This is a genomic window from Vibrio sp. DW001 (assembly GCF_029016285.1).
In the GTDB taxonomy this organism is placed as follows: Bacteria; Pseudomonadota; Gammaproteobacteria; order Enterobacterales; family Vibrionaceae; genus Vibrio.
Genome location: NZ_CP091976.1, coordinates 619,376 through 646,269, shown reverse-complemented (window position 1 = coordinate 646,269; position 26,894 = coordinate 619,376). Strand labels below are relative to the sequence as shown.

Genomic DNA, 26,894 nt, shown 5'->3' with positions numbered 1-26,894 from the left:
GAGGTAAGAATGGTTGGATTACATGATGTAGCCAAATTGGCTGGCGTGTCCAAATCGACAGTTTCTCGAGTCATTAATAATGAATATGGCGTAAAGCAAAGCACCAAAGAGATGGTGCAGAAAGCGATTGATGAGTGTGGTTACCTAGTGAACCAAGTAGCAAAGGATTTAAAGTCTCAAAAAACCAATCTTATTGGAGTTATTGTACCGACACTCTCTTCGAACTCGACCGCTCAAGGCGTTGATGGCCTCAGCTATATATTTGATAAGAATGGAAAACATGTTCTTTTAGCGAACAGTCAACATCAGCATGATAAAGAGGTCGAATATATTCGCCTTTTTAATCAAAAACGGGTTGAAGGCATTATTTTGTATGCGACACATTTAGGTGATCCGCTAATGAAAGCCATTAGTCAGTCTCAGGTTCCTGTTGTTCTCGTCGGCCAAGATGGCTCCATTTATGATATACCGAGCGTGATACATGACGATGTGCGAGTTGGTTTTTCTGCTGGCCAACGATTAGTAAAATCTGGATGTAAAAATATTGGATTTATTGGCGTTTCGAGTGAAGATATTGCTGTAGATTCAATGCGTTATCAAGGTTTATCGCAAGCTCTGCTTTCATTGGAAATATCGGCACCAATTTTTCATAGTCGAGGCGAGTTTTCTATCGAATCTGGGTACGAACAAATGAAGGATTTATTATTAAAAAACAAAGATATAGATGGGGTTTTTTGCGCTACGGATAGAATTGCAATCGGGGCGATAAAGGCAATTACAGAGAGTGGAAAAACCGCTGGTAAAGAGGTCAAGGTTGTTGGTGTTGGCAATGATGAGCTTGGAATGGTCTCTAGCCCGTCACTGTCTACTTTTCATTACGCCTTTGAAGCAGCTGGAGAAACAGCCGCAACAGTGATTCTTGATTTAATAGAAGGAAAACAACAGCTTATGAGTAAGATAGTGTTAAGTTTTAGAGTGGTTGAACGTCAATCCTGTTAACGTGTTCTAACTATTTTGTGACGCTGGTCTCATGAGAAAAATATTTTCTTGAGGTCGGCCAATTTTTTATCTATGGTTGCAAACGTTCCCAATTAATTATGGTCACGTCATGTTAGATGCTTATATTGAAAACTGTGGTGGTATTTCTAATGTTAACCGTATATTGAGCACTCAAGGGCGGTTAATATTAGAAATTGATAATGATGAATGGCTATCGGAAGGGCTCACTGGGCGATATTGTTCAAGTATGTCCCAAGTCAGTATCGATATACGCGATAAAATCGAACCATCTGAATTTATTCGAATTGGAACAGAGATTAGAAAGAGGCAGCTCGATGCAATCACGAAACTGGGCAATCCGAAAAAATGCGAATTTAGACCAGATTGGCATATCTCTCCTCCAATGGGTTTGTTGAATGACCCAAACGGTTTTATCTACCACGGAGGAACCTATCATCTTTTTTATCAATGGTATCCTTTCGGGTGTGTACACAAAGACAAATTCTGGGCGCATCTAACCAGTACAGACTTAATTAACTGGCAGCAGCAACCCGTCGCGTTAACGCCCTCCGATTGGTTTGATAGCCACGGAGTGTTTTCTGGGCACGCCATTAGCACTCCACAAGAACTGATGATCTTTTACACGGGTAACGTGCGTACTGGACCGGAACGAGAGCGACACACTACGCAATGTCTTGCGGTGTCCACTGATGGAATAAGTTTTGAGAAATTGGGCCCTGTTATTACAGGTCTACCGGAAGGTGTCACCTCTCATTGCCGCGATCCTAAAGTGATTAAAATAGGTAAAGAATGGTGGATGTTAATAGGTGTTCAACGCGAGGATTTGGTTGGTCGCTTAGCTGTCTATAAATCGTATGATTTGCATCATTGGGACTTCGATAAACTGTATGGTGATGAACTAGGGAATTTTGGGTACATGTGGGAGTGCCCTGACCTTTTTGAACTTGATGACCAGCTTCTTGCCGTCATTGGTCCTCAAGGTATTCAATCCGACAGCCATTATCATACGGTTGCTCATCACAATGGTTTCCTCAAGGCATCGATTTCCGAGCAAGGTGAGTTGTCGATGAGTGATTTCACTAATTTAGACCACGGATTTGATTTCTATGCCCCACAGACACTTGAAACACCAGATGGGAGAAGAGTGCTCACTGCGTGGATGGGTCTGCCTGATGAGATAAATCAACCAAGCGTTGATAGTGGTTGGATCCATCAATTGTCTTCACTTCGTGAGTTGACCCTTGCTGACGGTAATCTTATTCAAAAACCAATTAAAGAACTTGAAGCTTTACGTTCATCACTATTGGAATTTGAACTCAATAACGCTTCACTCGATTTAAAAACCAAGTCGTTTGAATTACAGGTTGAATTAGCTTGGGGTAGCGAGTTGTCTTTGTTCAAAGATAGCCTGAATGAGTGCCTAATTTCTCTTGATGAGAGCAGTAAAACGTTGTTTCTGAACAGGGTGAATACTTTGATCAGAGAAGGCGACACGATAAGAGAGCGTAAACTGAATAGCGATACTGTTACGTTGCAAATAATGGCCGATAACTCATCAATCGAAATCTTTATTAACGGCGGAGAATCGGTAATGAGTAGCCGTATATTTACGCCAGCAACAGCAACCGAACTAGCGCTAAAAGGGCGTGCGACTTTCCGGTTTTGGCAACTATCTTCTGCGAAGCTGGGTATAAAATAATGACAGAGAGAAAGGATCAAGAGATGAATCGAATTTGGCTTTCGGGCGACGCCGTTGTTGACCTTATTCCTGATAGCGAAACAACATACCTAAAGTGCCCGGGAGGCGCGCCAGCCAATGTTGCGGTTGCAACGTCAAGATTGGGTAATGATTGTGCTTTTTTTGGACGCGTAGGCAATGATCCGCTTGGTCGATTTATGAGACAGACGCTGCAAGACGAAGGGGTTAATATTGAAAACCTGCTTTTAGATGAAGATCAGCGAACATCTATGGTTATTGTTGACCTAGATGACAACGGTGAGCGCAGTTTTACTTTTATGGTAAAGCCGAGTGCCGACCAGTTTTTGCAGACCAAGGATATTCCAAAATTTCAGGCGAATCAGTGGTTGCATCTATGTTCAATTTCTCTTGCAAATGAACCCAGTAGAAGCTCTATGTTTGAAGCGATTGAAAGAATTAGATCTGTCGGTGGAAACGTGAGTTTTGACCCTAACTTACGGGATGAAGTGTGGGCGGATCCTTCAGAAATTAAGTCAGTGGTATTAAAGGCGTTGGCGAAAGCCGATGTGGTCAAGTTTTCTGAAGAAGAACTATTGTTCCTGACAGATGCTAAGACCCTTGAACAAGGAATTAAGCAGCTCGAAAAATTTGATAACACACTGGTGCTTATTACTATGGGTGCAAAAGGCGCATTGGTCATTCATGATGGCTCTGAGAAACGGATCTCTGGTAGAGCAGTCAGTCCAGTGGACACCACTGGGGCAGGAGATGCCTTTATTGGTGGACTGCTCGCTCGATTAGCTCAGAGTAACAACTGGAGTGACTGCGAAGTAGTAGCAGAAGCTGTGTTATGGGGCAATGGTTGTGGTGCCTTAGCCATTACCAAAAAAGGGGCAATGACAGCATTGCCAACCAAGGAAGAGTTAATGAAAACCATATGAAATTAAATGTTGATAGTTAGAAGTTGCACAGCATCAATCATAGGGTGCTAAGGTACAATAATTGCTGCACTAGATAATTTGCCACTAAAATATCAGTCACATTTGCCAGTTGTAGTTATTTAAGACAATTATTGTGAGTATCAACAATGAAGAGCTTTACCCCGCTAGATTTGGATAATGAACTTCTACTCGATGTGGTCGATGAAGTTGATCTTCTTTGTGAAGATAGTGCCAATACATTAGTTTTGCTGAGCCATGACCCGAAAAATAGAGACCTGTTAGATAAATTATTCCGTTCTGTTCACACCATCAAAGGTGATGTTGGCCTTGCGAAGTTCGCTCCTCTTATTCCTCTCTTATCTGCCCTTGAAGATATTCTTGGATTAATGAGAGAGGGAGAAATGCAGTATGATGATTTAATATCAGATCTTCTGCTTAGTATTATTGAAGAAGTGAAATCGTTTGTTGATGACATAGCGAATTTAGGTAGCGTTATGTACGACGCGCAGATGTATATTGCAGCAACTCTAATGATGGCCAAAGTCCAGCCCGATAATATAGGTGACCATGAAGAATTGTTGACCAATTCGTTACATATTATTGAGCCACCGTTTACCAACAACATTGAACCTGCGCTTTTTTCTCAGGAGTTAGATGATCTAAGAATTGACTGGTCAGGTGAAGTCGAGCCTGATTTGATTTTTTTTCATAGCATAATGAAGCCTGTTGAAGATCGAGTAGATAATTGGGAAGGACGCAGTAGTCGCCAACTAAAATTAGCATTGCTGCTAAATCAATTCTCAGGAAAAATTGTTGATGAGCAACAATTAAGAGCGGCGGTTTATCTGCATGATTTAGGTATGTCCATTCTACCTTTGGCATTACTGAGACAAAAAACAGCCCTACTTGATTCAGAGGTCGCCTGTCTTCGAGGTCACGTACAACGCAGCGTTAGCTTTCTTTCAGAAATGCCACACTGGACAGAAGCACGGCAGTTTATCCTAGAGCATCATGAGCGTGCTGACGGGAAAGGTTATCCGCAAGGGCTCAGTAATGTTGATATCTCTCACGGAGGGAAGATTTTGGCCCTAGTGGACGCATTTGAAGCCATGACACATGCCCGCGCCCATCAAGTTCATACAAAGCGACATATATCCCATGCTCTGCAAGAAATTAATAACGCAAGCGGCAACCAGTTTTGTCCTTACTGGGTAAACATCCTCAATAAAGTTATGGCGTCTATTATGACCAACTAGTACTACTTGCTAGTTCAAATTAGGATGCAAACTTGTAATGGGCTATTTTTACTTGGTGACGGTTATCATGGCTTAATGATGATTAACAAGAAGGTGGGGAAGGAGTCCATATGAAATTAGCCGCAATCCTGTGGGACTACGATGGCACATTAGTCAATTCTGCGCCTAAGAATATCGATATAACCAAATCCATACTGTCCATTGTCGCCCCTCACTTGACGGGAAATAATCTGCCCAAATATTTAATGAGTGAGACGGCTTACCATATAGCGAATCATGCCGCTAAAAACTGGCAGGAATTATATTGTAAATATTATGGGCTGACAGAAAGTGAGATGCTAAAAGCAGGGTCACTTTGGGCCGAGCATCAAAATAGCAATCAAACCGCCGTGCACTTATTTGATGGAATTGATCATACTATACGGCAGTTTTCTCACATTCCTCATGGTATCTGTTCGCAAAACTCGCAGCAAAATATCTGGCGTGTATTAAGAGACAACGAACTCGATGATTCATTCCGGGCGATTATTGGATACGACGACGTAGATAATGAGTCGCAGAAACCACATCCAAGTGGTGGGATAAAATGTCTTGCGAAGTTGTTTGATGACGTTGTAAACAAATGGGTCATGTATATTGGTGATCATGAAGCTGACGCTGAGTTTGCAAAGAATATTGAAGCTGAGCTAGGGAATGGTTTGAAAGTTGTCTCTGTCGCAGCAGGTTACAGTGGAGCGAACCCGGATGAGTGGCGAGTAAAACCTGATCACGTAGCGGCAGATGTTTCTGATTTACAAGCGATAATACTAAAATACAGCGAGTAAAATACAGTCTAAATACTGAAAACGCAGAGATCAAAAATGCTTTAACTGCGTTTCCTCCTCTGCTTAAAACCATTCATTATGATGGTTACAATGACAAGGAAGAGAATATGAAGCCGTCATATAAAGGTCAATGTTTGTGCGGATCTATTAAGTTTGAAGTCGATGAGATTCAAAAAAAGATGGGGCATTGTCACTGCAGTATGTGCCGTAAATTCCATGGTGCGGCATATGCCACCTATGGAGAAGCTCGTAGTGAGCATTTTAAATGGCTCTCAGGAGAAAAGCTGCTTAAGACATACGAAGCTTATAATGGTACGAGAAGACAGTTTTGCTCGACGTGTGGATCTAGCCTACGCTTTATTCCCTCGAACGATACTGGGGAATTTGTTGAGTTTTCTTTAGGCGCGTTGGATACGGATATACCCCATAAACCTGACGCTCATATCTACACTAAATATGGTGCTAATTGGTGTGAAATATCCGATCAGCTTCCAAGGTTTGAAGAAGGGCGAAACCACTGAGTTTCTAAAAGCGTTAGTGAGTAACATGAGTCTCTATGGCTATAGATATCGGTTGAGAAAAGCTGTCTCAACCGATATCTGGTAACAAAATGGTTGTCATTAAGGAATCATATATTCGGATCATGTGGGTGCGGCTGTCCGATTTTGGTTTCTAAGTATTGTTTTAGACTGATAACTAGAAAGAAACCCCATTTAGCGTTGCAGTGTTGGTAGAAATCATCCGGTTGTTCCCAACCGTGGTGAGCGAATCTAAGGCATGATCCGCGATCATCTTCAGAGATTGAGAAAACAAATTCACCGGTTTCAACCCATGGCCCACCAGTACATTGCCATCTCACTTCTTTATCGGTTATCGATGAGAGTAACGTCATCACGACTTGATGTTCTCCATTCGGGCCAAATGAAAAGGTGAGTTCATCACCTTGCTGTTCCGTTTTCGTCCACCAGTTCGATAATCCTTCTGTGGTCGTTAACGCCCGAAATAGTTGATTAGGTGATGATTCGATGACTATTTTGTGAAGTATGCTATACATGCGTATCTCCTAGTAAGATAAATAGTTAACCATTAGGTGTACTATTTATCCGTAATAAATGAGCGAATTGCTCATTTTGAGTTTATGTTTAAATATCTAACACTCTAAACAAGTTCATTGCGATTTTTTATAGGTGGAATGAATTTAACGTTGTTGCTCTAAGAGCGTACTGAGACTGTCGAAACTACTCATCCAGCCAAATCGATGCCCATTAAATGCAACGTCGTCAGGTAATTTTTCATGTTTAAGTTGTAACAATGTTGTTTGTCCTTGAGGGATGAAGTTTAACTCAACGATGGTGGTCGCTTTGTGTCCAACACTGCCTTGGCAGGACTGATTCTCAATCTCCCATGTAAAGATTAGTGTGGTTGGTTTATCGACTTCAAGGTACTCACCGTAGTGCCTTATGAGGTTTTTATCTGGTGACTCAATGGTGATGTCATAGCGGCCATTTTTTTGACAATTTGATTCAACTTTCACAACCGAGAAGTGTTCCGGTCCAAACCATTGCGCGAGCATTTCGGCATTTGTCCATGCGGCAAATACGCGTTCTATTGGGGCTTTGAATACGTGTTCCAGTTCAAGGGTCTCATTAAACGTTAGTCCGCTCATTATGATTGCTCTTCCTTCGCCAAAAATACATCCAGTGCATTAAATTTGTTATTCCAAAACTTCTCGTAAAATTTCATCCAGTCAGAGGCTTGCTTTAACGGCTCGGGGTCGAAGCGGCAGTGGTGTACTCGACCATCAATGGTTCGTTTTAATAGTCCTGCATTCTCTAACACTTTGACATGCTTAGTAATCGCCGATTTTGTTATGTTGAAGGGTATAGATAAGTCTGCAATAGACATCTCGTCTTGACCTAGTCGTATTAACATCTCGCGGCGCGTTGGGTCAGATAACGCTGAAAAAACCTGAGAGAGTTGTTGTTCATTATAGTTAACCATATGGTGTACTATAGTTACTGAATGTATTTTGATCAAATTTTTATTTTCTTGTACATGACGCTTGATGATGCTGGTATATCATGCTAAATCAAACACTCTCATTTTCAAAAATGTATTTAGAGGTTTCCCATGAATAAACTTAGATTGAAGGCTGCAGAGCGTGATTTTTTGTTGCAGTTCCCTCAAGGTTTTTCTGATCCTGAAATGGCCAAAATTGCTAAGAAACATCGAGTTCCTCAGATGATAGAGCAGTGTCAGGGTTTGTTCTCTGCGGAATCCTTCAGCAAACCACAACTGATTGCCGAAAACATGATCAAGGTGATCAGTCGATCTTCGATGGTTTCCTTGTTCGAAAAGCCTAAACTGCGAGATTGGGTAAAGGGAATGACACATGATGAAAGAGAAAGCTATGCATACGCGCTGAAAGATATGTTGCACGGCGACCAAGAATACGGCTTTAACATTATGGGCGATTTGTTAAGGCCTGCGCGGTTAGCCAAATGGTCACTGATGACCATTATTCCAAACTACTATGCGCCGCTTGATGAAGTTTTTGTAAAGCCGACGACGGCGAAAGGCGTAATAAAGTATTTTGAACTGAAAGACTTAGAATACAAACCTACTCCTAGCTATGAATTCTATGTAAAATATCGCTCGCAAATTATTGAAATGAGGGGGCTTGTCGATGACTCCCTTAAGCCGAACAATGCGGCTTTCTGTGGTTTTTTAATGATGACCACGAGCCAATAGAAATAGATTCAATTATTGGATTGTATCGACGCTCTATATTGTCAATAAAGCGTCGATAAGAACTTACGTTACCGTGTATTAGCCTATGTTTACTGTTTATGTCTAAATTAATTAAACGATTGTTAACGTGGATAATTCATGGTTTAGAGTGTCATTTTTTTTATCATTCCAGATTCAGCATGCCCCGGAATATTACAAGCTAACTCTACGTTTTTTTCTCCGTGGAAGTGCCATAAGAGTTGTTTTGCTTTTCCCGGTTTAACGGTGACCGCATTGCCACTATCGTGTGCGTGATTACCCATGGTCTTCATCATTTCACGATGCTCAATCTGCTCACTCGCACTACCGATAGAAAACTCATGGTCAATTTCTCCTGTGTTCATAATCACGAATTGAACCACGTCATTGGTCTCAATTTTTACCTCTTTCTTGAATCGGATTTTCATATCGTCAGATAAAAGAACGTGTACTACCTTCGTCGGTTTTGCACCTACAGCAGGCATGCCAACATCCGTCATTCCTTCCATTGCCATGCCATTAGAATGATCCATCGTCATTTCTGTCGAGTGGCCCATTGCGCTGTGATCCATCTTGTTATGTCCTGAATTTGAATCCGCTATTGCGGCACCAGTAATGGTGATAAGAGCTAAAGTAGTCAGTGATTTTTTCATGTGTATTCTTCCTATAATAATAATATTCGCTTTGAGCACAACCAATGAGAATGCGCTCGGTAAATGAGATTTAAGATGGTGTGATTGATCTCGGTAATCGCTTTATTTCGCGTTGTTTCCAGAGCTTAAATACGGCTGGTAATACCAACAATGTGAGAAGGGTTGCCGAAACCATACCGCCAATCATTGGAGCGGCAATGCGTTGCATTACTTCAGAGCCAGTTCCCGTTCCGTACATGATAGGGATTAAGCCAATGATGACGGTTGCAACCGTCATCATTACAGGACGTACCCGCAATCCAGCCCCTTCGATGATGGATTCGAATAAGTCCGTTGATGTGAGAATTTGGTCTCGTTCAGCAAGATCAAGTTTACGGTGGTGCCAAGCCTGATTGAGATAGACCAACATGATCACACCTATCTCAACCGCGACACCGGACAGGGCAATAAACCCAACACCAACTGCAATTGAGAAATTGTAATTGAGGTAATGCATGAGCCATAGCCCTCCAACCATTGCCAATGGAAGTGTTGCCATAATGATCAACACTTCTCCCACTCTTCTGAAGCTTAAGTAGAGTAAAAGCATGATGATTGTGAGCGTAATAGGAGTAACAACGCTTAATCTGGCTTTTGCTCGTTCCATATATTCATACTGTCCAGACCATGCTAATGAATACCCTGCAGGTAGGTTAAGCTGCTCAGCCACTACTTTTTGTGCTTGAGCAACATAAGAACCCAAGTCTCGCCCTTCAATATCAACAAACACCCAGCCATTCGGACGGGCATTTTCTGTTTTTATCATTGGAGGGCCATCTTCAAATCGTATGTCCGCGACATCAGCCAAGGCGATACGAGCACCATTTGGAGTTACTAAAGGGAGGCTTTGGAGCTTATCTACCGAATCTCGGTAAGATTGTGGGTATCGTACGTTAATTGGGTAGCGTTCCAACCCTTCCGTTGTTTCACCGACGTTCATGCCTCCAATCGCGGTTGATACCACCTGCTGAACCTGTTGAATACTCAACCCGTATCGGGCTGCCTGCTTACGTTTGATGTCTATCGTCACGTAACGCCCCCCGGCAACACGCTCTGCATAAACAGAAGCGGTTCCTTCAACTCCGTTTAATAATGGTTCTAATTGTGCCCCAATTTGTTCAATAATCTTTAAATCGGGCCCGGCTATCTTTATTCCAATAGGTGTTTTTATGCCTGTTGCCAGCATATCGATACGAGTCTTGATCGGCATTACCCAAGCGTTCGTCAGGCCGGGAAATTGGATGAGACTATCCAACTCTTTACGCAGTGATTCTGTTGTGACGCCTTCACGCCACGCTTCTTTTGGTTTTAACTGGATGACGGTCTCTATCATCGTTAATGGTGCAGGATCGGTTGCACTTTCAGCGCGTCCAACTTTCCCCCATGCGGTTTCAACTTCCGGAACGGTTTTAATTAATTTATTGGTTTGTTGTAAGAGCTCTCTAGCTTTACCGATAGAGATACCCGGATAGGTTGTTGGCATATACATGAGGTCGCCTTCATCCAGTGGCGGAATGAATTCACTGCCCATTTTGGTTAATGGAATATACGCTGACGACATGATGATAAACGCAACGATAACCATGGATTTAGGGTATTTCAGGCTAAGATTTAATAGTGGACGATAGAGTGCAATAAGCGTTCTGTTTACTGGATTTTTGTGTTCAGGTAAGATTTTACCTCGCACAAAATAGCCCATTAATACAGGTACTAAAGTTATTGAAAGCCCTGCAGATGCGGCCATTGCAAACGTTTTGGTAAAGGCAAGAGGGGAGAACATCTTCCCTTCTTGACCTTCTAGCGCAAATACAGGCACAAAACTAAACGTAATAATGAGTAATGAGAAGAAAAGTGGCGGTCCCACTTCTTCTGCTGCACGCCCAATGACTTGCCAACGGTTTTTGTCTGTTAATGGTGTACGTTCGATGTGCTTGTGTACGTTTTCTATCATGACAATAGCGCCGTCTACCATGGCGCCAATGGCGATAGCAATTCCACCAAGTGACATAATGTTGGCATTTATTCCCTGTGAATGCATAACAACAAATGCCGATAAAATCCCCACCGGAAGGCTTAACGCAATGACCAAGGAAGAGCGGATATGAAACAAAAATAGCGCACATACAACAGCAACAACCAAAAACTCTTCCGCTAGTTTTTCCCATAGGTTCTGTACCGCATTGTTGATCAATGTAGAGCGATCATAGGTTGCGACGACTTCAACCCCTTCAGGCAAGCTCGATTGAAGTTGAGTGAGTTTCTCTTTCACGTTGGCAATAACGTCACTCGCGTTCTCGCCGAATCGCATGACAATTACGCCACCAACGGCTTCCCCTTCACCATTAAGTTCTGATATTCCTCTGCGCATTTGAGGACCCAAATTGATATCAGCAATATCACCTAAAAGAAGCGGGGTTCCTGTACTGGTCACTTTTAGCGGAAGGGACTTGATGTCTTCAATACCAGAAAGGTAGCCTGTGGTTCTGACCATGTGCTCTGCTTCAGCGATTTCGATGACAGAAGCACCGGTTTCCTGATTACCCGTTTGAATAGCCTGATTCACTTGTTGTAGCGTTAAGTCATAGGCTCTAAGTTTCGCGGGATCAATTTGAACCTGATACTGCTTCACCATACCGCCGACCGTTGCTACTTCGGAAACGCCCTTAACCGTTTGAAGTTCATATTTTAAGAACCAATCTTGAATACTTCTTAATTGGGCAAGGTCATGTTGACCGGTTTTATCTTGCAGTACGTAACTATATACCCAGCCGACACCAGTGGCATCCGGACCTAATGTCGGTTTTGCATTCGCAGGTAGCTTTGGAGCAACCTGACTTAGGTATTCTAATACACGTGATCTTGCCCAATACATGTCGGTATCATCGTCAAAAATGATATAAACGTACGAATCACCAAAAAATGAGTAGCCACGAACTGTTTCGGCTCCCGGTACGGCGAGCATAGCGGTCGTCAGTGGATAAGTTACTTGGTCCTCTACTACCTGAGGTGCTTGTCCAGGATAACTGGTTTTTATAATCACCTGAACATCTGACAAATCGGGCAGGGCATCAACGGGTGTATGTTTAACACTGTAGAGCCCGGAAAAGACGAGGAAAAAGGTGGCCACCAAAACCAAAAATCGGTTGTTGATCGACCATCTTATAATGGCAGTAATCATTATTGGTCTCCTGCCTGTTCAATCAATATCAACTGTGTTTCTGCACCTGATTTACTGACTAGAAACCGAATGACCTGCCCTTCAGAAAATGGTGTTAAATCGATGGCCTCATCCACAGAAAAGTTCATTTCTCCCGCTTCCCATCCCCATTCGGTGACTGCTTCATGGTTTACAGTAATCATGCCAAAATCAGCCATTAACATGCTAATACTGCCATCTATCCATACGTCGTTAGCGATAACAGTGTCTCCGACTTTATAGTCAGTTATCTCGTATTGTCCGCCCTCGGTTTTTTGAATTTCAAAATCGATGGCTTGCCCTTTTTGCACACCTTCAATATTGATACCATCAGCGAAGGTGAAGTTCATCACCATTCCCGGCCATTGCCACTCTCCAACGGGTTGGTGGTTAATGGTTACCATGCGGTGGTCGATCATGGTATCGGTAATCTCACCAACTGCCCAAACGCGGAGCTGGTTTGCCTCTTTTAAACCGTTAATTCGTGACAGGTCTGCACGCTGACTAGATTCGGAATCAAGCATAAATTGTGCAGAAGTGACAACCTTATCGCGGTCAGATAATCCAGCCAGTACCTCTATCTGATCGGATGTTTCACGCCCTATCTGAATGCGGGCAGAGCGATATTTACCATCGCCCTCAGCTAAAACCACACGAGTCATCCCCCCAGAACGAATTACCGATTCTCTTGGTATGGTCAAAACAGGCGCTGCTGAGCGGGCCTTCAAAGTAACGTTGGCAAACATGTTTGGTTTGAGTTCGTCGTTATTATTAGAGAATTTCAACCTGACACGCAGTGTTCTGGTTTTAGGATCGAGAATTGGATAAATGAAATCGACAGTGCCATTCCACGCTTTACCGGGAAAGGAGCTTAATGTCATTTCTGCTTCTGCTCCTATTTTTACCCAATGAGATTGGCGTTCAAAAACCTCAACGTCAGCCCAGACTTCATCAAGAGGTCCCGCACTAATAATCGTTTGTGCAGGTGAAACATAGCCACCTTCTCGAACCTTCAGAGACGCTATCACGCCATTTTCTGGTGCTTTTATGGCTACATTTTGACTTGCTCGTCCTGCTTTGAGAATTTGTTTCACTTGAGGCTTGTCTATGCCCAAAGCGGTTAGACGATCCGTTGCTCCGCTGATAAGAGCTTTTCTCCCAGAGCGATAGGCGTTAAGCAATTCTTCTTGAGCCTTAACGAGTTCTGGAGAGTAGATAGTGAAGAGAACATCGCCTTTATTAACGGTTTGCCCTACTGCATCTATGTTCAGCTTTTCTACCCAGCCGCTCACACGTATGTTGGTTTGCCATAAACGACTTTCATCAAAATTAATGTACCCTACTGTTTCAATTTCAGGGGTTAATACATTGAAACTAACATTAGCGGTTTTAACGCCTAAGTTGTTTTCAACCGCAGGATTAATTCTTACCGTGCCTTGTTTTTCACTGCCACCCGCCGTGTTGTTATCGTCATAGACAGGGATTAGGTCCATTCCCATAGGTGATTTACCGGGTACATCACGCTGATAGTTAGGGTCCATAGGAGCAACCCAATATAGGGGAGCTTTTTCAGTAGTTCTAGACATGTTCTCTGACGTCATATCATGGTTGGAAGTTAGATATTGATGACCGGTAAATCCTAGAACGCCACCGATCAAGAGCGTTAGCGTTGCTATTGGTAGTGTTTTCATTATTTGTTTTCCCTAGAAGCCACATCAACACTGAGTTCGATGATATTTTGGTCGTATCGATTTAAGGTATATGCTAATTGATTCATTGTTTTGTCTAGATCTGAGAGCAATTTGGCCTCTTCAACGGCCATCGTCAGTTCGTCTCTTGTTGCTAAGATCAGCTCATTAAACTGCACGGTATTATTTTCGTAACCACGCTCTATCGCTTTCGTTCGATTGTGGGCCTGTTTTATGAGCACACTCTGGTATCTTTCGATTCGTTGCTCTAAATTACTTTTGTCAATGAACAGCGTGTTTACTTGCGCATTCATCTGCACAAGGAGTAAGTCTTTTTGAGATTTGGCTGCACCAACTTGATATTGGGCGGCAGCATGGGATCTATCTTGTCGTTTATCCGTGAAAAGGGGGATGTCCATGGTTAAATAAGCACTGACCAAATCAGACGCTGGCTTACCATTCATTCCATTAGATTGACGATAGGCATAACCCACTTCTACACCAAATTGAGGGGCATAAGCCTCTTCTGCGATACGAACTTGAGTCTCTTTTGTTAAGATATTTTTGTCGGCGGCCAGAACTTTAGGGTGCTGCGTGAGCAAGCCATAAAAGTGAGTAGTATTTTCCGGAAGTTGGTTTAGTTGCGCTTTTATATTTGTCCATTCAAGGCTAAGTTGTTGTCCAATATCAATATTTTCTACGTACTCAATTCCAACCCATTCTGATAGTTGGGTGCGAATTCGCTGTTGCATTTGTTGGTTTTGCTGTAATTTTTCATCTAATTTACTGACCTGCATTTCTGCAAACAAAAGGTCTTGAGCTTCGCTCTTTCCCAATGAATAGTTGGTCTGAATAAATGTTGTCATGTCACCCATCAAATCACGCATTTCTTCTGTTAATTGATTCGCACGTCCAAGATATTGAAGTTCGATCCATTGACGAGTGATATTATTGGCTATATCCAATTTACGTAACTGCAATTGTTGTTCGACCACCTGTGATTGTTGCTCGAAACGCTGTTGGGACAAGTTTAACGTCGAGCCACGGCTGAACTGCTGTGCTAATCCAATAGAAATATTGGTCATTGGATCGTCATCAAATTGAAAGCTGTCAATCGGTAAACCACCGACACCAATTTTCATTTTTGGATCCATAAGAGTGGAACTTGCTATTCCAGTTTCTTTAAGGGATAAAACGGTAGAGTTAATCTGGCTGAGACCATGATCTTGCAATACGGCAAGTTCAATAATTTCGTTTAATGAGTAATACTTACCATCTTGGGCATACAATGGTGCTGATATTGCACTTAATGCGAGTGCTATCGCTATAGGCTTTATGTTCACTTATATTCCAATCGTTAACTGGCGCAAATAGGCCGCAATAGCGTAATATTTGCAAATAAAACAGATCACACGGAAAGATTCCGTGTAAAAACGATGTTGATGACGTTAAATCATCAGATAGGAATTAAGCGATAGGGGGTTTATAGAGCGCATTAGCAATTGAGCTTATACGTCTTGAAGGTTCTTTTGAAATTAAGATTAAACTGTGTGGTTGGGTATGACTGTGCACCGACTCGATGATTAATGAGAAACTTACTACGCAGCTAATGGCATTACATTGATGATCTGAGGTTATATTATCAGGGCCACAACATGATTGTTCGGTATCCGCTGCGTTTATCATGGAAGATGCGCAATGACTATCTGGCGTATCTGATTCCATCACCATTTGGTGGACAACGTCAGTTTGAACGATAACCTGATTAGCGACGGCCATTTGAATCGGCATAAGAGGGGTACTAGACACAATACTGGACAGTAATAAAGCAACCAGCGTGATTGTCGTTAACCAAATTGTGCGCATTTTATTTTGCATCACAAGCTCTTAGTCCAAATGATTGAACGGTCAATATCTATTAAACTCCATTTCATGTCAATATATAGATACTCACCGTCGATACATTTCTGAACTCTATGTCAGCGAAATAATCCATGTGCAGTTTAGTTAAGGTTTTCTTTGTAGAGTAAGCCGTACACTTTAATGCTTATAAAGATTCAGGGCTCTTTAACCAATCCGCATTTAGTTTTTCTGTGGATCCCAAATAGTCGACCATCCATTCAATCAGCTTGTGGCTTGAATCTCGTTTCCAAACCAAGCAGCATTGGCTAGGTTGTTGTGGACGAGGGATTTGCTTTCTAACCAGCTCTGCTTCTTTAACTAGAGGCGCGGCAATATGGCGAGGAAGATAGCCGACTCCGACGCCACTTTTAATCAATTCAATAGCACTAAACCAATTGGGTAACAATAACCGACGCTGTGCCTTATAATTTCCAAAATGTCGTTTGGGTAATTTAATGGATGTGTCATCAAGGCATATGAACGGATAGTCCGCTAATTGATCCTCTGATATGTTTTCTATGTGAGCTAACGGATGTATGGCTGACAAAACAAAATCCCATTCGACAACCCCCATATCTTTCACACTAAAGTCACCATTTACGGGGATGGACGATGTGGCTCCAATCACGATATCTGTGCGCCCTTGAGCAATGGCATCCCATGAACCGTTGAATACCTCCATGTTAATTTGCAATTCAGATTGTGTAAATGTGTCGTAGAACACCTCTATCATCGGTTTTAGTTGATCCAATTTTACTACGTTGTCTACCGTTACTCTTAATCGAGATTGCCAGCCCAATGCCGCTCTTTGTGTTTGGGTTTTAACGTCTTCCATATGCATTAATAATTGTTCAGCTTCAGCAACTAAAATTTTTCCTGCCGATGTGAGCTCTACTTTTCTAGGTAACCGCCTAAATAGCACAACATCCAATTCCTGTTCTATTTGACGAATGTTGTAGCTAATGGCAGACGGAACTTTGTGAAGCAAACTTGCCGCTGCCGTAAAACTCTCTAAGCGCGCAACCGTAACCAGTGTTTCTAACGAGGATTTGGAAAACATATATTGCCTTCAAAAAATTTGATTCATAACTACTAAAAATGTCGCTTAATTTGCGATTTACTTAGGTATACCATCATCGCTTCTTTATTTACGAACATCACTTAGAAATAAGTGTAATCAAATTATTTAGTCGAGAACACCATGAGCGTATCAAAATTACAAATTTTTTATTTATCAGCACTTTCTATGTTGGGCTTTATCGCTACCGACATGTATCTACCTGCATTTGATTCGATGCAAACCTTTTTTGCTACTGGTCCTCAGCAAGTTGCACTTTCACTGACTGTTTTTTTAACGGGTATGGGTATTGGCCAACTAGGATGGGGCGTGTTATCTGAAAAGTATGGCTATCGCAAATCCTTAGTAGCGGGTCTTTTCATTTTTTCAGCCGCTTCATTTGGTCTTCTCTACAGTACTCAAGTTTGGCATCTGCTGACACTTCGGTTCATCCAAGCAATAGGAGTCTGTGCGCCTGCCGTTATATGGCAAGCGATGGTCATCAGCCGTTATCCTGAAAAGGTTAGCCAGCAGCTATTTGCTACTATCATGCCTCTTGTCGCGTTATCTCCTGCGTTAGCACCGCAATTGGGCGTGCTGTTGCTTGGAATATTTGATTGGCAAAGTATTTTTCTATCACTGACGGCTTTTGGACTCATACTCATGGCGGTGACATTACGACAACCACAATCAGAGATACTGATAAAGAAAACAAGTACCTTAGAGGATATTAAATTATTAGTTAAGTCGAAAGAATACATGGGCAACATCACTATATTTGCATTTGCGTCGGCGGCATTTTTCGCCTACTTGACTGGCATGCCAGTGATCATGAGTCAGATGGGGTACACCCCGCACGACATTGGCATGAGCTTTCTTCCTCAAACGGCCGCATTTATTATCGGAGGATATTTAGGTAAAAAATGGACTCAAAAACTGGGTACAGAACGTGTTCTTAAATCACTGCTTATTTTCTTTTCTGTTTCGGTAGTACTTTTGTTTGTTAGCTCTCAGTGGACCTTAACGTCTATTTGGCCAATATTGATTCCATTTTGTCTTATTGCCATGGTAAACGGAGCCTTGTATCCAATTGTTGTCAATAAAGCATTGGTTAACGCAAAACATAGCCCTGCTACGGCAGCAGGCTTTCAAAATAGCTTTCAAATTGCGGTGAGTAGTGTGTCCAGTGGCGTGGTAGCAACATTTGCTTTGAATGCTCAGTCGGTAACTGGGTTGGTTATACTGTTTTGTACAGTAGGACTATGGGTGGGGTATATCGTGTCTAATAGAAAACTAGCCGCACAGTTTACCATTCCTGATAATGCAAGAGTGGGCCCAGGGAAAGAAAGTCACTGGTAAGATATAAGGCGTTGAAAATATCGGAGACGACATTCGTCACCGATATTTTCAATACGAAAACATTAATCGTTTTCTGAGGTGTTAGAGAAATTTTGTGGGTACATTGCACGCTTAGCAATGTCATCATATTCTTTCTTGAAATTGACTTCTTTGCCAACGTTTCTAGCGCGTTCAACCGAAGGCAGTTTGTTGACGTTATCGAACCAACGCTTCAAGTTGGGGTATGTATCTAAACCACTTTCGCCTAAGACCACCGTCGCTTTGTCGATCCAACCCCAAGCTGAAATGTCAGCAATGGTGAGGGACTCACCTACAATGTAGTTACGATTATTCATGTGTGTTTCTAACACTTGGTAATGGCGATGAGCTTCATGTAAATAACGATTAACGGCGTAGGGAACATCTTCTGGCGCGGCGTGTTGGAAGTGCACTGCCTGACCAGAAAAAGGACCCAATCCGGTGGCAATAAACATCATCCAAGAGAGCAGTTCTGCTCTGTCTTCTGCTCGTGAATCTAAACGTCCTGTCTTCTCTGCTAAGTAAAGCAAAATAGCACTAGAATCAAATACGCGTACACCGTTATCTTCAATAGCTGGTGCTTTACCATTTGGATTTACAACACGGTATTCAGGCCTGTGCTGATCGCCCTTTAGTGTATCTACAGCAATGAGTTCATAAGGAAGCCCAGTTTCTTCGAGATACAAGGCGATTTTCATAGGATTAGGTGTGGTGTGAAAATAGAACTTTAGCATGATCTTCCCTCTTAGTTTGAACGCTCATTCAATCACGAAATGAACAATCGTTCAATAATTAAATGAAAGAACCAAAGTTTAGCTGAATGAGGAGGATTGTAAGCGTTGTGCTAGAAGTAATAGGTATAGCCATTCCTATATTAACCAATGGCTTCGATTGCAGTGCAAGTGCAAGTGTGTATGGAGTGACATTATTTGAACGATTGAATCAGCCGTAAGGCTTTTTTCATCTATTACTGAAACGCCAGCCTAGGGTGACGTTTCAGTATTCACGCAATACCGACCTTTTGGGTTAATGAAGGCCCATTTATCGTTGGCCTATCAAAACGAACAATATTTAAATTTTGATGACGGTTTAGTCACCGTAGATATCAAAGGTAAAATACTTACTTGCAATCTTGTCGTAGGTGCCATTTTCACGAATGGCAACAATGGCCTGATTGAATTTCTCAGCGAGTTCAGTGTCTTGCTGCCTAAGCGCTAGCGCGGTACCTTCTCCGATATAGGCTTTGTCTGTTACAGCTTCACCTTTGAATTCAAAACCATCGCCTTGCTTTGTGTCTAAGAACGCAAGGGCAAGTTGGTCTGAGTTACCGAAAGTGGCATCTAAGCGTTGATTCGCCATATCGATATAAACTTCATCTTGACCTGTATAGCGTTTAATTTCTGCTACATCTCCAAACTTGTCGGTGACGTATCGATCGTGGATTGTACCTTGTTGTACACCAATCACCTTTCCATTCAGTCCGGTTTTATCAATAGTAAAGCTGCTTGACGCTTGGGCGACAAATCGAGCGGGTGTTTGGTAATATTTATTGGTGAAGAGTATTTTCTTCTTACGCTCTTCTGTAATTCTCATTGATGCCATGATGACGTCCGACTTTCGGGAGAGCAGGCTAGGGATCAATGCATCCCATCCTTGCGATACCCATACGCAATCTAGTTTTGCTTGCGCACATAATGCGTCAGCAATCTCGATGTCAAAGCCAACAGGTACACCGTCACTATTTTTGTAGTTAAACGGAGGGTAAGTAAAGTCCGACGCGAGACGAACTTCCTTTGCGACGACGGAAGTGCTCATCAGGGCCGCGACGCAGGCGATAACTGATAGTAGTTTATTCATTGTTGTTTCCTTCCTTGAATCAGTATTCGGTTGAGTTTTTCGTTACATGAGTATACTGCGTAAGAAGATTGGCGACCTCACGCATGGTTTCTTTACAACCAATAGTGATTCTCACACAATTGGTTAAAGCGGGTTCGTGGCCTTGATTTCGAGTAACAACGCCATTGCCTAAGAGGTATTTAAATACATCTACAGACGAGTCGGTTTTTATCAATATAAAGTTAGTGTTTGACGGGTAAATCGATTCTATCCACTTGAGCGACTGAATAGCGGATACAAATTCATCACGGACAGCGATTATCTCTTTGAGACCAGAACGCATTATCGCAAGGCCTTCCGACGATAATGCTTGCATCACAATATGGGATGAGGAATCTGGCATTGGGTAAGGAGGAACCAGTTTCTTTAGATAATCCATAACGGTTTGTTCTGCAAGTATAAAACCACAACGTACAGCGGCTAGTCCAAACGCCTTTGATAAGGTGCGGATAACAATTAGGTGTGGAAATCGGTTAATCAGCGAAGCAATATTATTGGTCATGTCAAAGTCAATATAGGCTTCATCTACGACCACCAAAGCACTCTCTTTGGTTTGTGTAAGCACCTGAATGATGGTCTCTTCTGGTATTAAATTTCCTGTTGGGTTATTTGGTGAGCAGAGAAATACCACATTAACGTCATGAGCTTTTACTGCGATTTCGTCAACATTCAGTGAAAATGTAGGTGGCAATAAAGGCACGTCTAAGGTTTCGACAGAAAAAGAGTCCGCACAAAATTCATACATTGCGTAAGTTGGGGAGCAGATTAATATTTTGTCCTTTCCAGGCTGACAAAACGTTCTGATAATGAGGTCGATAGCTTCGTCTGCCCCTCTCACGGCCAATGTTGGCGTCTCTGTCTGGCTATAATCTTGATAGGCGGAGGCGATATCGAATGGCAAAAAGTCGGGATAACGATGGTACTCGGCGTTGGTGTCTGGATACACTATGCCATGCTCAAGTTCGTTGGCATTCAACCACAACCTACCACTGCCACCTATTCTTCTGGCAGATTGATAAGGTATTAGTTTTTTTATGGCTTCCGGTACTAAGCTCTCTACTAACGCTGACATTAAATCCCTCTATATAATTATCTTACTCAATCATCTGATTTTATATGCGTTGGTTTTGCTTTTTTATCCGAAATATAACCAGTACGCTGCATAAAACCTATTCAACCAAAAAACGCTTGCAGAAGAAATCGAAATAAATGCATACTAGCCATGAATAAAAAACATGGCTAAGTAATATTTATGAAGAGTCGATTACCCTCAACGAAGAGCTTGCAGGTATTTTTGATTACGGCTAAGCAGCTAAATTTGACCCGCGCGGCGGAGGTTCTGAATATTACTCAAGGAGCGGTGAGTCGGCAGATCCAAATGTTAGAGGATCTTCTTGGCGTTCAACTTTTTTATCGTAAAGCGCGTGGACTTAAATTAACGGCGCAGGGAGAGAAGTTTATCCCTCATGCAGAAGACGTGATTACTCGGTTGCGCAAGGCGGTCGTAGAGATGTCCAGCCAATCAGAGACCATTAAGTTAAACGCGCCGAGTTGTATTACACCTTGGTTGTTACCCAAATTAATGAAGTTTCAAGAAAAGTATCCTGAAATTAAAGTGGAACTTACCTCAACAGTTACCCATTTTGTGACACCGGATTTTGATGTGTTTGATGCCACTATTACCTATGGTAAAGCGCCAAAGTCGTCGTTTATGGATGCGCATCTTTTATTTGAAGAGCAGTTGTCGCCTGTTTGTAACCCTAGATTATTAGACGCAATCAAATCACATGAAGATCAACAGGTAGGGGGCAATATTGAACGCTTTACTTGGTTGCATGCTGATGCTGATCACACAGACTGGAAGGCATGGCTAAGTCATCGTGGCTATAGAGGTAAGGTGAGTAAGCAGAATCAGAATTTTCCTACGTTAGATCATGCTATGAATGCGGCATTACAAGGATTTGGTATTGCTATAGGTGACATTAAGTTGGCAGAGCTAGATATCAAGGCAAAGCGTTTGGTTAGGCCTTATGATGACGTGGTTCTTTCCGGTATGAGTTATTTTTTTGTCCACCCTAAGAACAGCCAGCATTCACTGTTACCGAAACTGGTAGAGCAGCTTTTGTTTGAGTGATTATTGGTTGAGAGGATACTAAGCTCACTGCGACTATCAATCACACCGGCTGATAATAGACACGTAGTTAACGCTGTTAATGCGCATGTGGGCAGTTTCGTATCGTTAAGTTTCATCATCGGTACAAATTTGTTATGCACTAATATGCAACTAGTAGGATCAAATGTGTCAATTGATGGGATGACGGTTAGTAAGAAGGTGCGATCAATTAGTCGTGTGCGTTATTCGTTATCATCCAATTTAATTAGTCGCGGATTTTGCATCTACCTCTATAAGCGCAACACAGAAACTAGAACGAAATGAAGCATTGTTGTTTGACGTTTTAGACATGTTGCTACAGATAGGTGTGTTTGAATCCAAGATAAAATTCACTTCATATTTTACATCTTCAGGTGAATCCTTGAAGACGATCTTGTTCTCTACTTCGTTCGATAACGATAACGTTGGTATACCCATATATTCTAGAGAAAATCTATACAATCCTTCAGATTGATTGATTGCCTTCGACTGTACAGTTAATCCGTACGTCACTTGTTTTGTAATAGGATAGTTTTTTTCTTCATCGCTTTTTAGCTCAGTGAATAGCGTGACTGAATGAAGTGATTGAAAGACCATTTGATACAGCTCGTCTTTGTTTTCATTTGGCAGTAAAACTTCGGATTGATATTTCTGTCCGTTTCCTAAGACGAAGGATAGTTGGACTATTTCTGTTGCGTTAGCCCACATTGGAACGATGAACAGAATAAGTATTAGAGCTGATTTATGTATTATCTTGTGCATAGGTTTGGTGATAAAGTTCATGGCTAGAGTTTGTTTCACTTTGCATGAGGAATGTGGAGAGAGAATGAAGAAAAAACGAAACATTAGTGAGTTCGCTATTTTCTATGACATATATTCACGCTCCACACGACTCGTCAGCTGTAATCAATAGAGTCAAATGCTTGTTTTTCAAACTGCATGTTACCATTGCCATCTTGCCAAAGGTTGATCCACGCTTGCCAATTTTCGTAATCTACTTCTGGATAATCTAGACGATAGTGGCTACATCGACTCTCTTTACGCATAAGTGAGGCTTTCAACTTCATCTCCGCGGTAATGACCATATTTTCTGTCTCGTGCGCCAGCCTTAGTTGATGAAGATCTTCAGCAATGAGCATAGGAACATGGTGCTCTTTTAATTCTTCAATGTAAGCGAGAGCGGCCTGCATCATGCGTTCTTTTTTAATGTACAGAACAAAATTAGGGATCATGGTATTTTGAAGTACCTGAGTTACCCATGCGGGGTTGTAGCCTTTCTCTCTTTGCATGGGTGCTAATATTTCTCTGCTGATGCGGGCTTGTTTTTCTGAGCTTATTTTATTGAGTGTGATGTATTTGATTTCTTCTGCTGCGGCTTCGCCAGAGATAGCGCCTTGCACTGCTGAACCCGCTAACGACGAGCCTATTTGAGTGTAAATCCCGCCAGACATATAAGAACCAAGTGCATCACCAGCAGCATAGAGTCCCGGAATGGTACTCAATCCTTTACTATTAATTGGCACCAAACCTTCGGCTTTATGAATGGCCATACCTGCCGTTGAACCACCAACTTGTTCGCCACCCATACCTGGAGGTCCAGAGTGCCCTTTACTTGCGAAGATCGCTCTTAAGCCCGTTTCTTCAGGTGGTTTCGGTGGTGGGCCGGACTGACGAAATGCAGGAGGCACATAAGGTCCTCCTTTTGATTCTTTAGCTTGCCTAGGTTTATCGCCATTAGATCTTGGTGGCCCCATGGTTACAGGTCCCCCTTGTGTATAGGCTTGGTAATTCATATCAACGCCCAAATGGTGATTGATTTGAACCGTTGTTGTGCTTGGTTTTTCTTCGATTTGCCCGTGCCAGTTATCGTAACAAGATCCTGAATTTTTGGCCGAACCTGGGTGACCATCATTCCATTCTTTACCCGTGATCTTCGCACCAATTTTGTACGCCATGATGGAACCATCATGGGTAAGGTCGCATACCGGAAAACCGCTTGGTTTGAAGCCGCCAGAACCAGTACAAATGATCACACTTTTCGCGTGAAAATGGATGATCTCTTGCTCATTTAAACTAAAACCTGAAGCCCCCGCAATACGACCATCTTCTTTGAGAAGATGGGTAATCATAATACGTTCAAGCAATGGAATTTGTCTTTCGTTCATCGGCTTCATAAAACTATGGTTATACAATGCTGAGTCGAAAAAACCCCATTCCTTTAGTTCCTGAACCCGTTCAAAAGAATGCTCTGCTAATTGACGTGTAAAAACAGGATTACTGGTGTTAAGTGAGGACTCAGAGACCTTGGCCACGAATTCGTCGATACTCACACTAGCATTGGATTTGTCGTAACTAAAAATACCTTTAGCGAAAGGTGTCAGGCCAGAACTACCGAGTCGTCCTTTAGATACCATCATGACTTTTGCACCTGCGTCATGAGCTTTAACCGCGGCAAATAAACCTGCCATGCCACCACCGATAACGAGTACATCGGTATCATACTGCTTGGTAATGAAGTTTTTCACATCAAGTGCCGTGTTATTTTCTTCCGTTTCCTGACTAAATGGTATAGATGCAAATGCGGATGCACCCAGAACACCACCTGCCACACCAATAAACTGTCGACGAGATAGACCTACTTTATTACTCATTGTTGTTACCTCCACGAAACCATAACAGGGATCGATTTTTCAGGTGTGATGGTGATTGCACCAACGGGACAATAGAGCCTACATAGGTGACAGATTTGGCAATCTTCAGGGTATTTGATTACCGCAATTTTCTTATTCTTATCGAACTGAATGACGTCGGTCGGACAGCTTTCAATACAGGTTTTGCAGCCTATACAACCGGATATTTGATGAATGGGCATAGTCGTTCCTAATTCTGCTGTTACTTAAAAAGCGAGCTGTTCGTAGTGAATTTGATCGCTATGGATCTTTAATACTTTCGCGTGCTGGTTAACGGCCTGTATCATTGGTGCAGGACCACATAAATAAACCGCCCAGTTATCTTTATGGTTAGGGTTGATGCTGTTTTCTAAACACGCTTTATCAATTACACCGGTATGAACATCGCTTAAGTCTGTCTTTTCAATGCAGACTAACTGTTGGCGAAAATTAGCCATTTCAGACTCTAATTGTTGAATCTCTTGCTGAAACACCATCTGATCGAGCTTATTGTTGCCGTAGATGAGTCGAACTGGACGAGAATCATGCTTGTACGCCAGTTCTCTGAGTAGGCTTAACATAGGACCAATCCCCGCACCTCCAGCGATAAGGGTAATGCCGTGTGTACCTTCACTATCTTTTAAATTGAGGCTTCCATAAGGGCCGTCGACATAGACATCTTGTCCTTCTTTTAAGGCACCAAGTGTCGAAGTGTAGTCACCTAATTCGCGAATAATGAATGAAAGGCTAGGCAGGTCTTTTTTACATGAAGCAATAGAGAATGGATGGTCATTTATTCCCTTAGTCGACCCACTGGTGTTAAGCCACACAAACTGTCCTACTTCAAAGTTGAAATCGTTACGGTTTTTATTTTCTAGAGTAACCAGCCAATCACTACTGCTGATTTTAGTTACTTGGGTCAATGTGAATGGATTTTTCTTCAACTGCGTTGGTTTAACAAAATAGTTATAGCCAACCATTAAAACAGACAGCGAACATAGCACCCACCAAACAAGGTTAAACTGAGACTGGAACTGACCATGACTGCCTATGTTTGTTATATGCAAGGTAGCAAGAATAGCGACAAAGACGAACCCAACGACATGGAATAAGCGCCAGGTTTCGTAGCGTATTGGGAGACGATTTTTAAATATTGAGGTAAGGATCCAGGTGATCATCAAACACCAAGCTATAACGCCAGTGAGCATCTGCGGAGAGGTAACGGTATCGACAATACTGACGACAGCATCGTCAAATGAGACGGAAAATCGTGGGGCAAGAATCAGGATAGGGTGCAAAAGAAATATTACACTTAACCACTGACCTACTTTTTTATGCTTTGAGATATTCCAGTCGATGTTGGCAAAGAGAGAGATCTGTTTTAATCGGCTTGCCAATGGAAACTGAACAAAAAATGCCATCATTGCTAGCAGATTAATAATACTGAGGACAGAAGCATAGACGCCTTTATTGTCCATATTGATCGTGCGTGAGATAACGTAAGGGATAAAAAGCCCGATGAAATAGATCACGGCCATTTTTCTCTTTCTGCTTAATACCAAAGGACCTTGACCGGGGACGTTGTCGTTGTTTTCTGAAGATGTTGCCATAGGTGCATTCCAATATAAGAAAATACTAAGGTCAGAAAATGAATCAATATGTTCACTTTACAATCATTCTCTAGCAGGATATTGAAGGAATAATGGAGAAATTAAGAAATTGGCGGGAATATTATGTGGACTTGAAAACACCTGAA

Annotated in this window: 25 protein-coding genes; 9 read left to right on the top strand and 16 right to left on the bottom strand. The window is 42.2% G+C overall.

The genetic code is table 11. From position 1 onward, the window contains the following. The first annotated feature begins 9 nt into the window (after nt 1-9). From L3V77_RS20270 to L3V77_RS20245, 6 genes are all read left to right on the top strand, one after another. Nucleotides 10-999 (top strand): LacI family DNA-binding transcriptional regulator, encoded by a 990-nt coding sequence (locus tag L3V77_RS20270; RefSeq protein WP_275138049.1) that lies wholly within the window; start codon nt 10-12, stop codon nt 997-999. Nucleotides 1,000-1,108: 109 nt separating this feature from the next. Next, entirely contained in the window at nt 1,109-2,719 is a 1,611-nt protein-coding gene (locus tag L3V77_RS20265) for a glycoside hydrolase family 32 protein (RefSeq protein WP_275138048.1), read from the top strand. 23 nt (nt 2,720-2,742) lie between these two features. Then, on the top strand, nt 2,743-3,660 hold the full coding sequence (locus tag L3V77_RS20260) for an aminoimidazole riboside kinase (RefSeq protein ID WP_275138214.1): 918 nt from the start codon (nt 2,743-2,745) through the stop codon (nt 3,658-3,660). Nucleotides 3,661-3,806: 146 nt separating this feature from the next. Beyond that, nucleotides 3,807-4,916 carry an HD domain-containing phosphohydrolase gene (locus L3V77_RS20255; protein ID WP_275138047.1) on the top strand — a complete coding sequence of 370 codons (1,110 nt, stop codon included), beginning with the start codon at nt 3,807-3,809 and terminating at the stop codon, nt 4,914-4,916. 110 nt (nt 4,917-5,026) lie between these two features. Then, the gene (locus L3V77_RS20250) at nt 5,027-5,740 is read left to right on the top strand and encodes an HAD family hydrolase (RefSeq protein ID WP_275138046.1); all 714 of its coding nucleotides are present in this window, start codon (nt 5,027-5,029) and stop codon (nt 5,738-5,740) included. A 107-nt stretch (nt 5,741-5,847) separates the two neighbouring features. Beyond that, entirely contained in the window at nt 5,848-6,261 is a 414-nt protein-coding gene (locus L3V77_RS20245; protein ID WP_275138045.1) for a GFA family protein, read from the top strand. Between the two features lie 107 nt (nt 6,262-6,368). Here L3V77_RS20245 and L3V77_RS20240 read toward each other — a convergent pair whose 3' ends face one another. The 3 genes from L3V77_RS20240 to L3V77_RS20230 form a co-directional block, all read right to left on the bottom strand. Then, complete coding sequence (locus L3V77_RS20240) at nt 6,369-6,794, bottom strand: SRPBCC domain-containing protein (RefSeq protein ID WP_275138044.1); 426 nt, start codon at nt 6,792-6,794, stop codon at nt 6,369-6,371. Nucleotides 6,795-6,938: 144 nt separating this feature from the next. Continuing rightward, nucleotides 6,939-7,406, bottom strand: coding sequence for an SRPBCC domain-containing protein (locus L3V77_RS20235; protein ID WP_275138043.1), 468 nt, complete (start codon nt 7,404-7,406; stop codon nt 6,939-6,941). Beyond that, on the bottom strand, nt 7,406-7,741 hold the full coding sequence (locus tag L3V77_RS20230) for a metalloregulator ArsR/SmtB family transcription factor (RefSeq protein ID WP_275138042.1): 336 nt from the start codon (nt 7,739-7,741) through the stop codon (nt 7,406-7,408). The genes L3V77_RS20235 and L3V77_RS20230 overlap by 1 nt, the downstream gene beginning before the upstream one ends. Before the next feature lie 129 nt (nt 7,742-7,870). Between L3V77_RS20230 and L3V77_RS20225 the strand changes: the two genes are divergently transcribed. Then, nucleotides 7,871-8,491, top strand: coding sequence for a hypothetical protein (locus L3V77_RS20225; protein WP_275138041.1), 621 nt, complete (start codon nt 7,871-7,873; stop codon nt 8,489-8,491). Nucleotides 8,492-8,634: 143 nt separating this feature from the next. On the opposite strand, the gene L3V77_RS20220 is transcribed toward L3V77_RS20225, so the two are convergent. From L3V77_RS20220 to punR, 6 genes are all read right to left on the bottom strand, one after another. After that, nucleotides 8,635-9,162 (bottom strand): copper-binding protein, encoded by a 528-nt coding sequence (locus tag L3V77_RS20220; protein WP_275138040.1) that lies wholly within the window; start codon nt 9,160-9,162, stop codon nt 8,635-8,637. Nucleotides 9,163-9,232: 70 nt separating this feature from the next. Continuing rightward, nucleotides 9,233-12,379: an efflux RND transporter permease subunit gene (locus tag L3V77_RS20215; RefSeq protein ID WP_275138039.1), complete on the bottom strand. Its 3,147-nt coding sequence runs from the start codon at nt 12,377-12,379 to the stop codon at nt 9,233-9,235. Further along, nucleotides 12,379-14,088, bottom strand: coding sequence for an efflux RND transporter periplasmic adaptor subunit (locus L3V77_RS20210; RefSeq protein ID WP_275138038.1), 1,710 nt, complete (start codon nt 14,086-14,088; stop codon nt 12,379-12,381). Before L3V77_RS20210 ends, L3V77_RS20215 begins: the two co-directional genes overlap by 1 nt. Next, entirely contained in the window at nt 14,088-15,428 is a 1,341-nt protein-coding gene (locus tag L3V77_RS20205; protein ID WP_275138037.1) for a TolC family protein, read from the bottom strand. Before L3V77_RS20205 ends, L3V77_RS20210 begins: the two co-directional genes overlap by 1 nt. 124 nt (nt 15,429-15,552) lie before the next feature. Beyond that, the gene (locus L3V77_RS20200; protein WP_275138036.1) at nt 15,553-15,963 is read right to left on the bottom strand and encodes a hypothetical protein; all 411 of its coding nucleotides are present in this window, start codon (nt 15,961-15,963) and stop codon (nt 15,553-15,555) included. A 169-nt stretch (nt 15,964-16,132) separates the two neighbouring features. Next, nucleotides 16,133-17,047 (bottom strand): DNA-binding transcriptional activator PunR, encoded by a 915-nt coding sequence (gene punR / locus L3V77_RS20195; protein WP_275138035.1) that lies wholly within the window; start codon nt 17,045-17,047, stop codon nt 16,133-16,135. 141 nt (nt 17,048-17,188) lie between these two features. On the opposite strand from punR, the gene punC reads away from it, so the two are divergent. Next, the gene (gene punC, locus L3V77_RS20190) at nt 17,189-18,403 is read left to right on the top strand and encodes a purine nucleoside transporter PunC (protein ID WP_275138034.1); all 1,215 of its coding nucleotides are present in this window, start codon (nt 17,189-17,191) and stop codon (nt 18,401-18,403) included. Nucleotides 18,404-18,465: 62 nt separating this feature from the next. Here punC and L3V77_RS20185 read toward each other — a convergent pair whose 3' ends face one another. From L3V77_RS20185 to hisC, 3 genes are all read right to left on the bottom strand, one after another. Then, nucleotides 18,466-19,155 (bottom strand): glutathione S-transferase N-terminal domain-containing protein, encoded by a 690-nt coding sequence (locus L3V77_RS20185; RefSeq protein WP_275138033.1) that lies wholly within the window; start codon nt 19,153-19,155, stop codon nt 18,466-18,468. Between the two features lie 355 nt (nt 19,156-19,510). Continuing rightward, a complete protein-coding gene (locus tag L3V77_RS20180; RefSeq protein ID WP_275138032.1) occupies nt 19,511-20,278 on the bottom strand; it encodes an ABC transporter substrate-binding protein in 768 nt (255 codons plus the stop codon). 19 nt (nt 20,279-20,297) lie between these two features. Then, complete coding sequence (gene hisC, locus L3V77_RS20175) at nt 20,298-21,389, bottom strand: histidinol-phosphate transaminase (RefSeq protein WP_275138031.1); 1,092 nt, start codon at nt 21,387-21,389, stop codon at nt 20,298-20,300. A gap of 180 nt (nt 21,390-21,569) precedes the next feature. Between hisC and L3V77_RS20170 the strand changes: the two genes are divergently transcribed. Continuing rightward, on the top strand, nt 21,570-22,451 hold the full coding sequence (locus tag L3V77_RS20170) for a LysR family transcriptional regulator (protein ID WP_275138030.1): 882 nt from the start codon (nt 21,570-21,572) through the stop codon (nt 22,449-22,451). Nucleotides 22,452-22,691: 240 nt separating this feature from the next. On the opposite strand, the gene L3V77_RS20165 is transcribed toward L3V77_RS20170, so the two are convergent. The 4 genes from L3V77_RS20165 to L3V77_RS20150 are packed head-to-tail and all read right to left on the bottom strand — an operon-like array spanning nt 22,692 to nt 26,748. Continuing rightward, complete coding sequence (locus L3V77_RS20165) at nt 22,692-23,315, bottom strand: hypothetical protein (protein WP_275138029.1); 624 nt, start codon at nt 23,313-23,315, stop codon at nt 22,692-22,694. 50 nt (nt 23,316-23,365) lie between these two features. Beyond that, nucleotides 23,366-25,120, bottom strand: coding sequence for an FAD-binding protein (locus L3V77_RS20160; RefSeq protein ID WP_275138028.1), 1,755 nt, complete (start codon nt 25,118-25,120; stop codon nt 23,366-23,368). 5 nt (nt 25,121-25,125) lie between these two features. Continuing rightward, entirely contained in the window at nt 25,126-25,341 is a 216-nt protein-coding gene (locus tag L3V77_RS20155; RefSeq protein WP_275138027.1) for a 4Fe-4S binding protein, read from the bottom strand. Between the two features lie 24 nt (nt 25,342-25,365). Then, nucleotides 25,366-26,748, bottom strand: coding sequence for a ferredoxin reductase family protein (locus tag L3V77_RS20150; RefSeq protein WP_275138026.1), 1,383 nt, complete (start codon nt 26,746-26,748; stop codon nt 25,366-25,368). Nucleotides 26,749-26,894 lie beyond the last annotated feature (146 nt).

Bases quoted from the DNA above. Each gene is read 5' to 3' on its own strand.
- L3V77_RS20270 (WP_275138049.1), top strand. From the start codon at position 10: ATGGTTGGATTACATGATGTAGCCAAATTGGCTGGCGTGTCCAAATCG.
- L3V77_RS20265 (WP_275138048.1), top strand. From the start codon at position 1,109: ATGTTAGATGCTTATATTGAAAACTGTGGTGGTATTTCTAATGTTAAC.
- L3V77_RS20260 (WP_275138214.1), top strand. From the start codon at position 2,743: ATGAATCGAATTTGGCTTTCGGGCGACGCCGTTGTTGACCTTATTCCT.
- L3V77_RS20255 (WP_275138047.1), top strand. From the start codon at position 3,807: ATGAAGAGCTTTACCCCGCTAGATTTGGATAATGAACTTCTACTCGAT.
- L3V77_RS20250 (WP_275138046.1), top strand. From the start codon at position 5,027: ATGAAATTAGCCGCAATCCTGTGGGACTACGATGGCACATTAGTCAAT.
- L3V77_RS20245 (WP_275138045.1), top strand. From the start codon at position 5,848: ATGAAGCCGTCATATAAAGGTCAATGTTTGTGCGGATCTATTAAGTTT.
- L3V77_RS20240 (WP_275138044.1), bottom strand. From the start codon at position 6,794: ATGTATAGCATACTTCACAAAATAGTCATCGAATCATCACCTAATCAA.
- L3V77_RS20235 (WP_275138043.1), bottom strand. From the start codon at position 7,406: ATGAGCGGACTAACGTTTAATGAGACCCTTGAACTGGAACACGTATTC.
- L3V77_RS20230 (WP_275138042.1), bottom strand. From the start codon at position 7,741: ATGGTTAACTATAATGAACAACAACTCTCTCAGGTTTTTTCAGCGTTA.
- L3V77_RS20225 (WP_275138041.1), top strand. From the start codon at position 7,871: ATGAATAAACTTAGATTGAAGGCTGCAGAGCGTGATTTTTTGTTGCAG.
- L3V77_RS20220 (WP_275138040.1), bottom strand. From the start codon at position 9,162: ATGAAAAAATCACTGACTACTTTAGCTCTTATCACCATTACTGGTGCC.
- L3V77_RS20215 (WP_275138039.1), bottom strand. From the start codon at position 12,379: ATGATTACTGCCATTATAAGATGGTCGATCAACAACCGATTTTTGGTT.
- L3V77_RS20210 (WP_275138038.1), bottom strand. From the start codon at position 14,088: ATGAAAACACTACCAATAGCAACGCTAACGCTCTTGATCGGTGGCGTT.
- L3V77_RS20200 (WP_275138036.1), bottom strand. From the start codon at position 15,963: ATGCAAAATAAAATGCGCACAATTTGGTTAACGACAATCACGCTGGTT.
- punR (WP_275138035.1), bottom strand. From the start codon at position 17,047: ATGTTTTCCAAATCCTCGTTAGAAACACTGGTTACGGTTGCGCGCTTA.
- punC (WP_275138034.1), top strand. From the start codon at position 17,189: ATGAGCGTATCAAAATTACAAATTTTTTATTTATCAGCACTTTCTATG.
- L3V77_RS20185 (WP_275138033.1), bottom strand. From the start codon at position 19,155: ATGCTAAAGTTCTATTTTCACACCACACCTAATCCTATGAAAATCGCC.
- L3V77_RS20180 (WP_275138032.1), bottom strand. From the start codon at position 20,278: ATGAATAAACTACTATCAGTTATCGCCTGCGTCGCGGCCCTGATGAGC.
- hisC (WP_275138031.1), bottom strand. From the start codon at position 21,389: ATGTCAGCGTTAGTAGAGAGCTTAGTACCGGAAGCCATAAAAAAACTA.
- L3V77_RS20170 (WP_275138030.1), top strand. From the start codon at position 21,570: ATGAAGAGTCGATTACCCTCAACGAAGAGCTTGCAGGTATTTTTGATT.
- L3V77_RS20165 (WP_275138029.1), bottom strand. From the start codon at position 23,315: ATGTTTCGTTTTTTCTTCATTCTCTCTCCACATTCCTCATGCAAAGTG.
- L3V77_RS20160 (WP_275138028.1), bottom strand. From the start codon at position 25,120: ATGAGTAATAAAGTAGGTCTATCTCGTCGACAGTTTATTGGTGTGGCA.
- L3V77_RS20155 (WP_275138027.1), bottom strand. From the start codon at position 25,341: ATGCCCATTCATCAAATATCCGGTTGTATAGGCTGCAAAACCTGTATT.
- L3V77_RS20150 (WP_275138026.1), bottom strand. From the start codon at position 26,748: ATGGCAACATCTTCAGAAAACAACGACAACGTCCCCGGTCAAGGTCCT.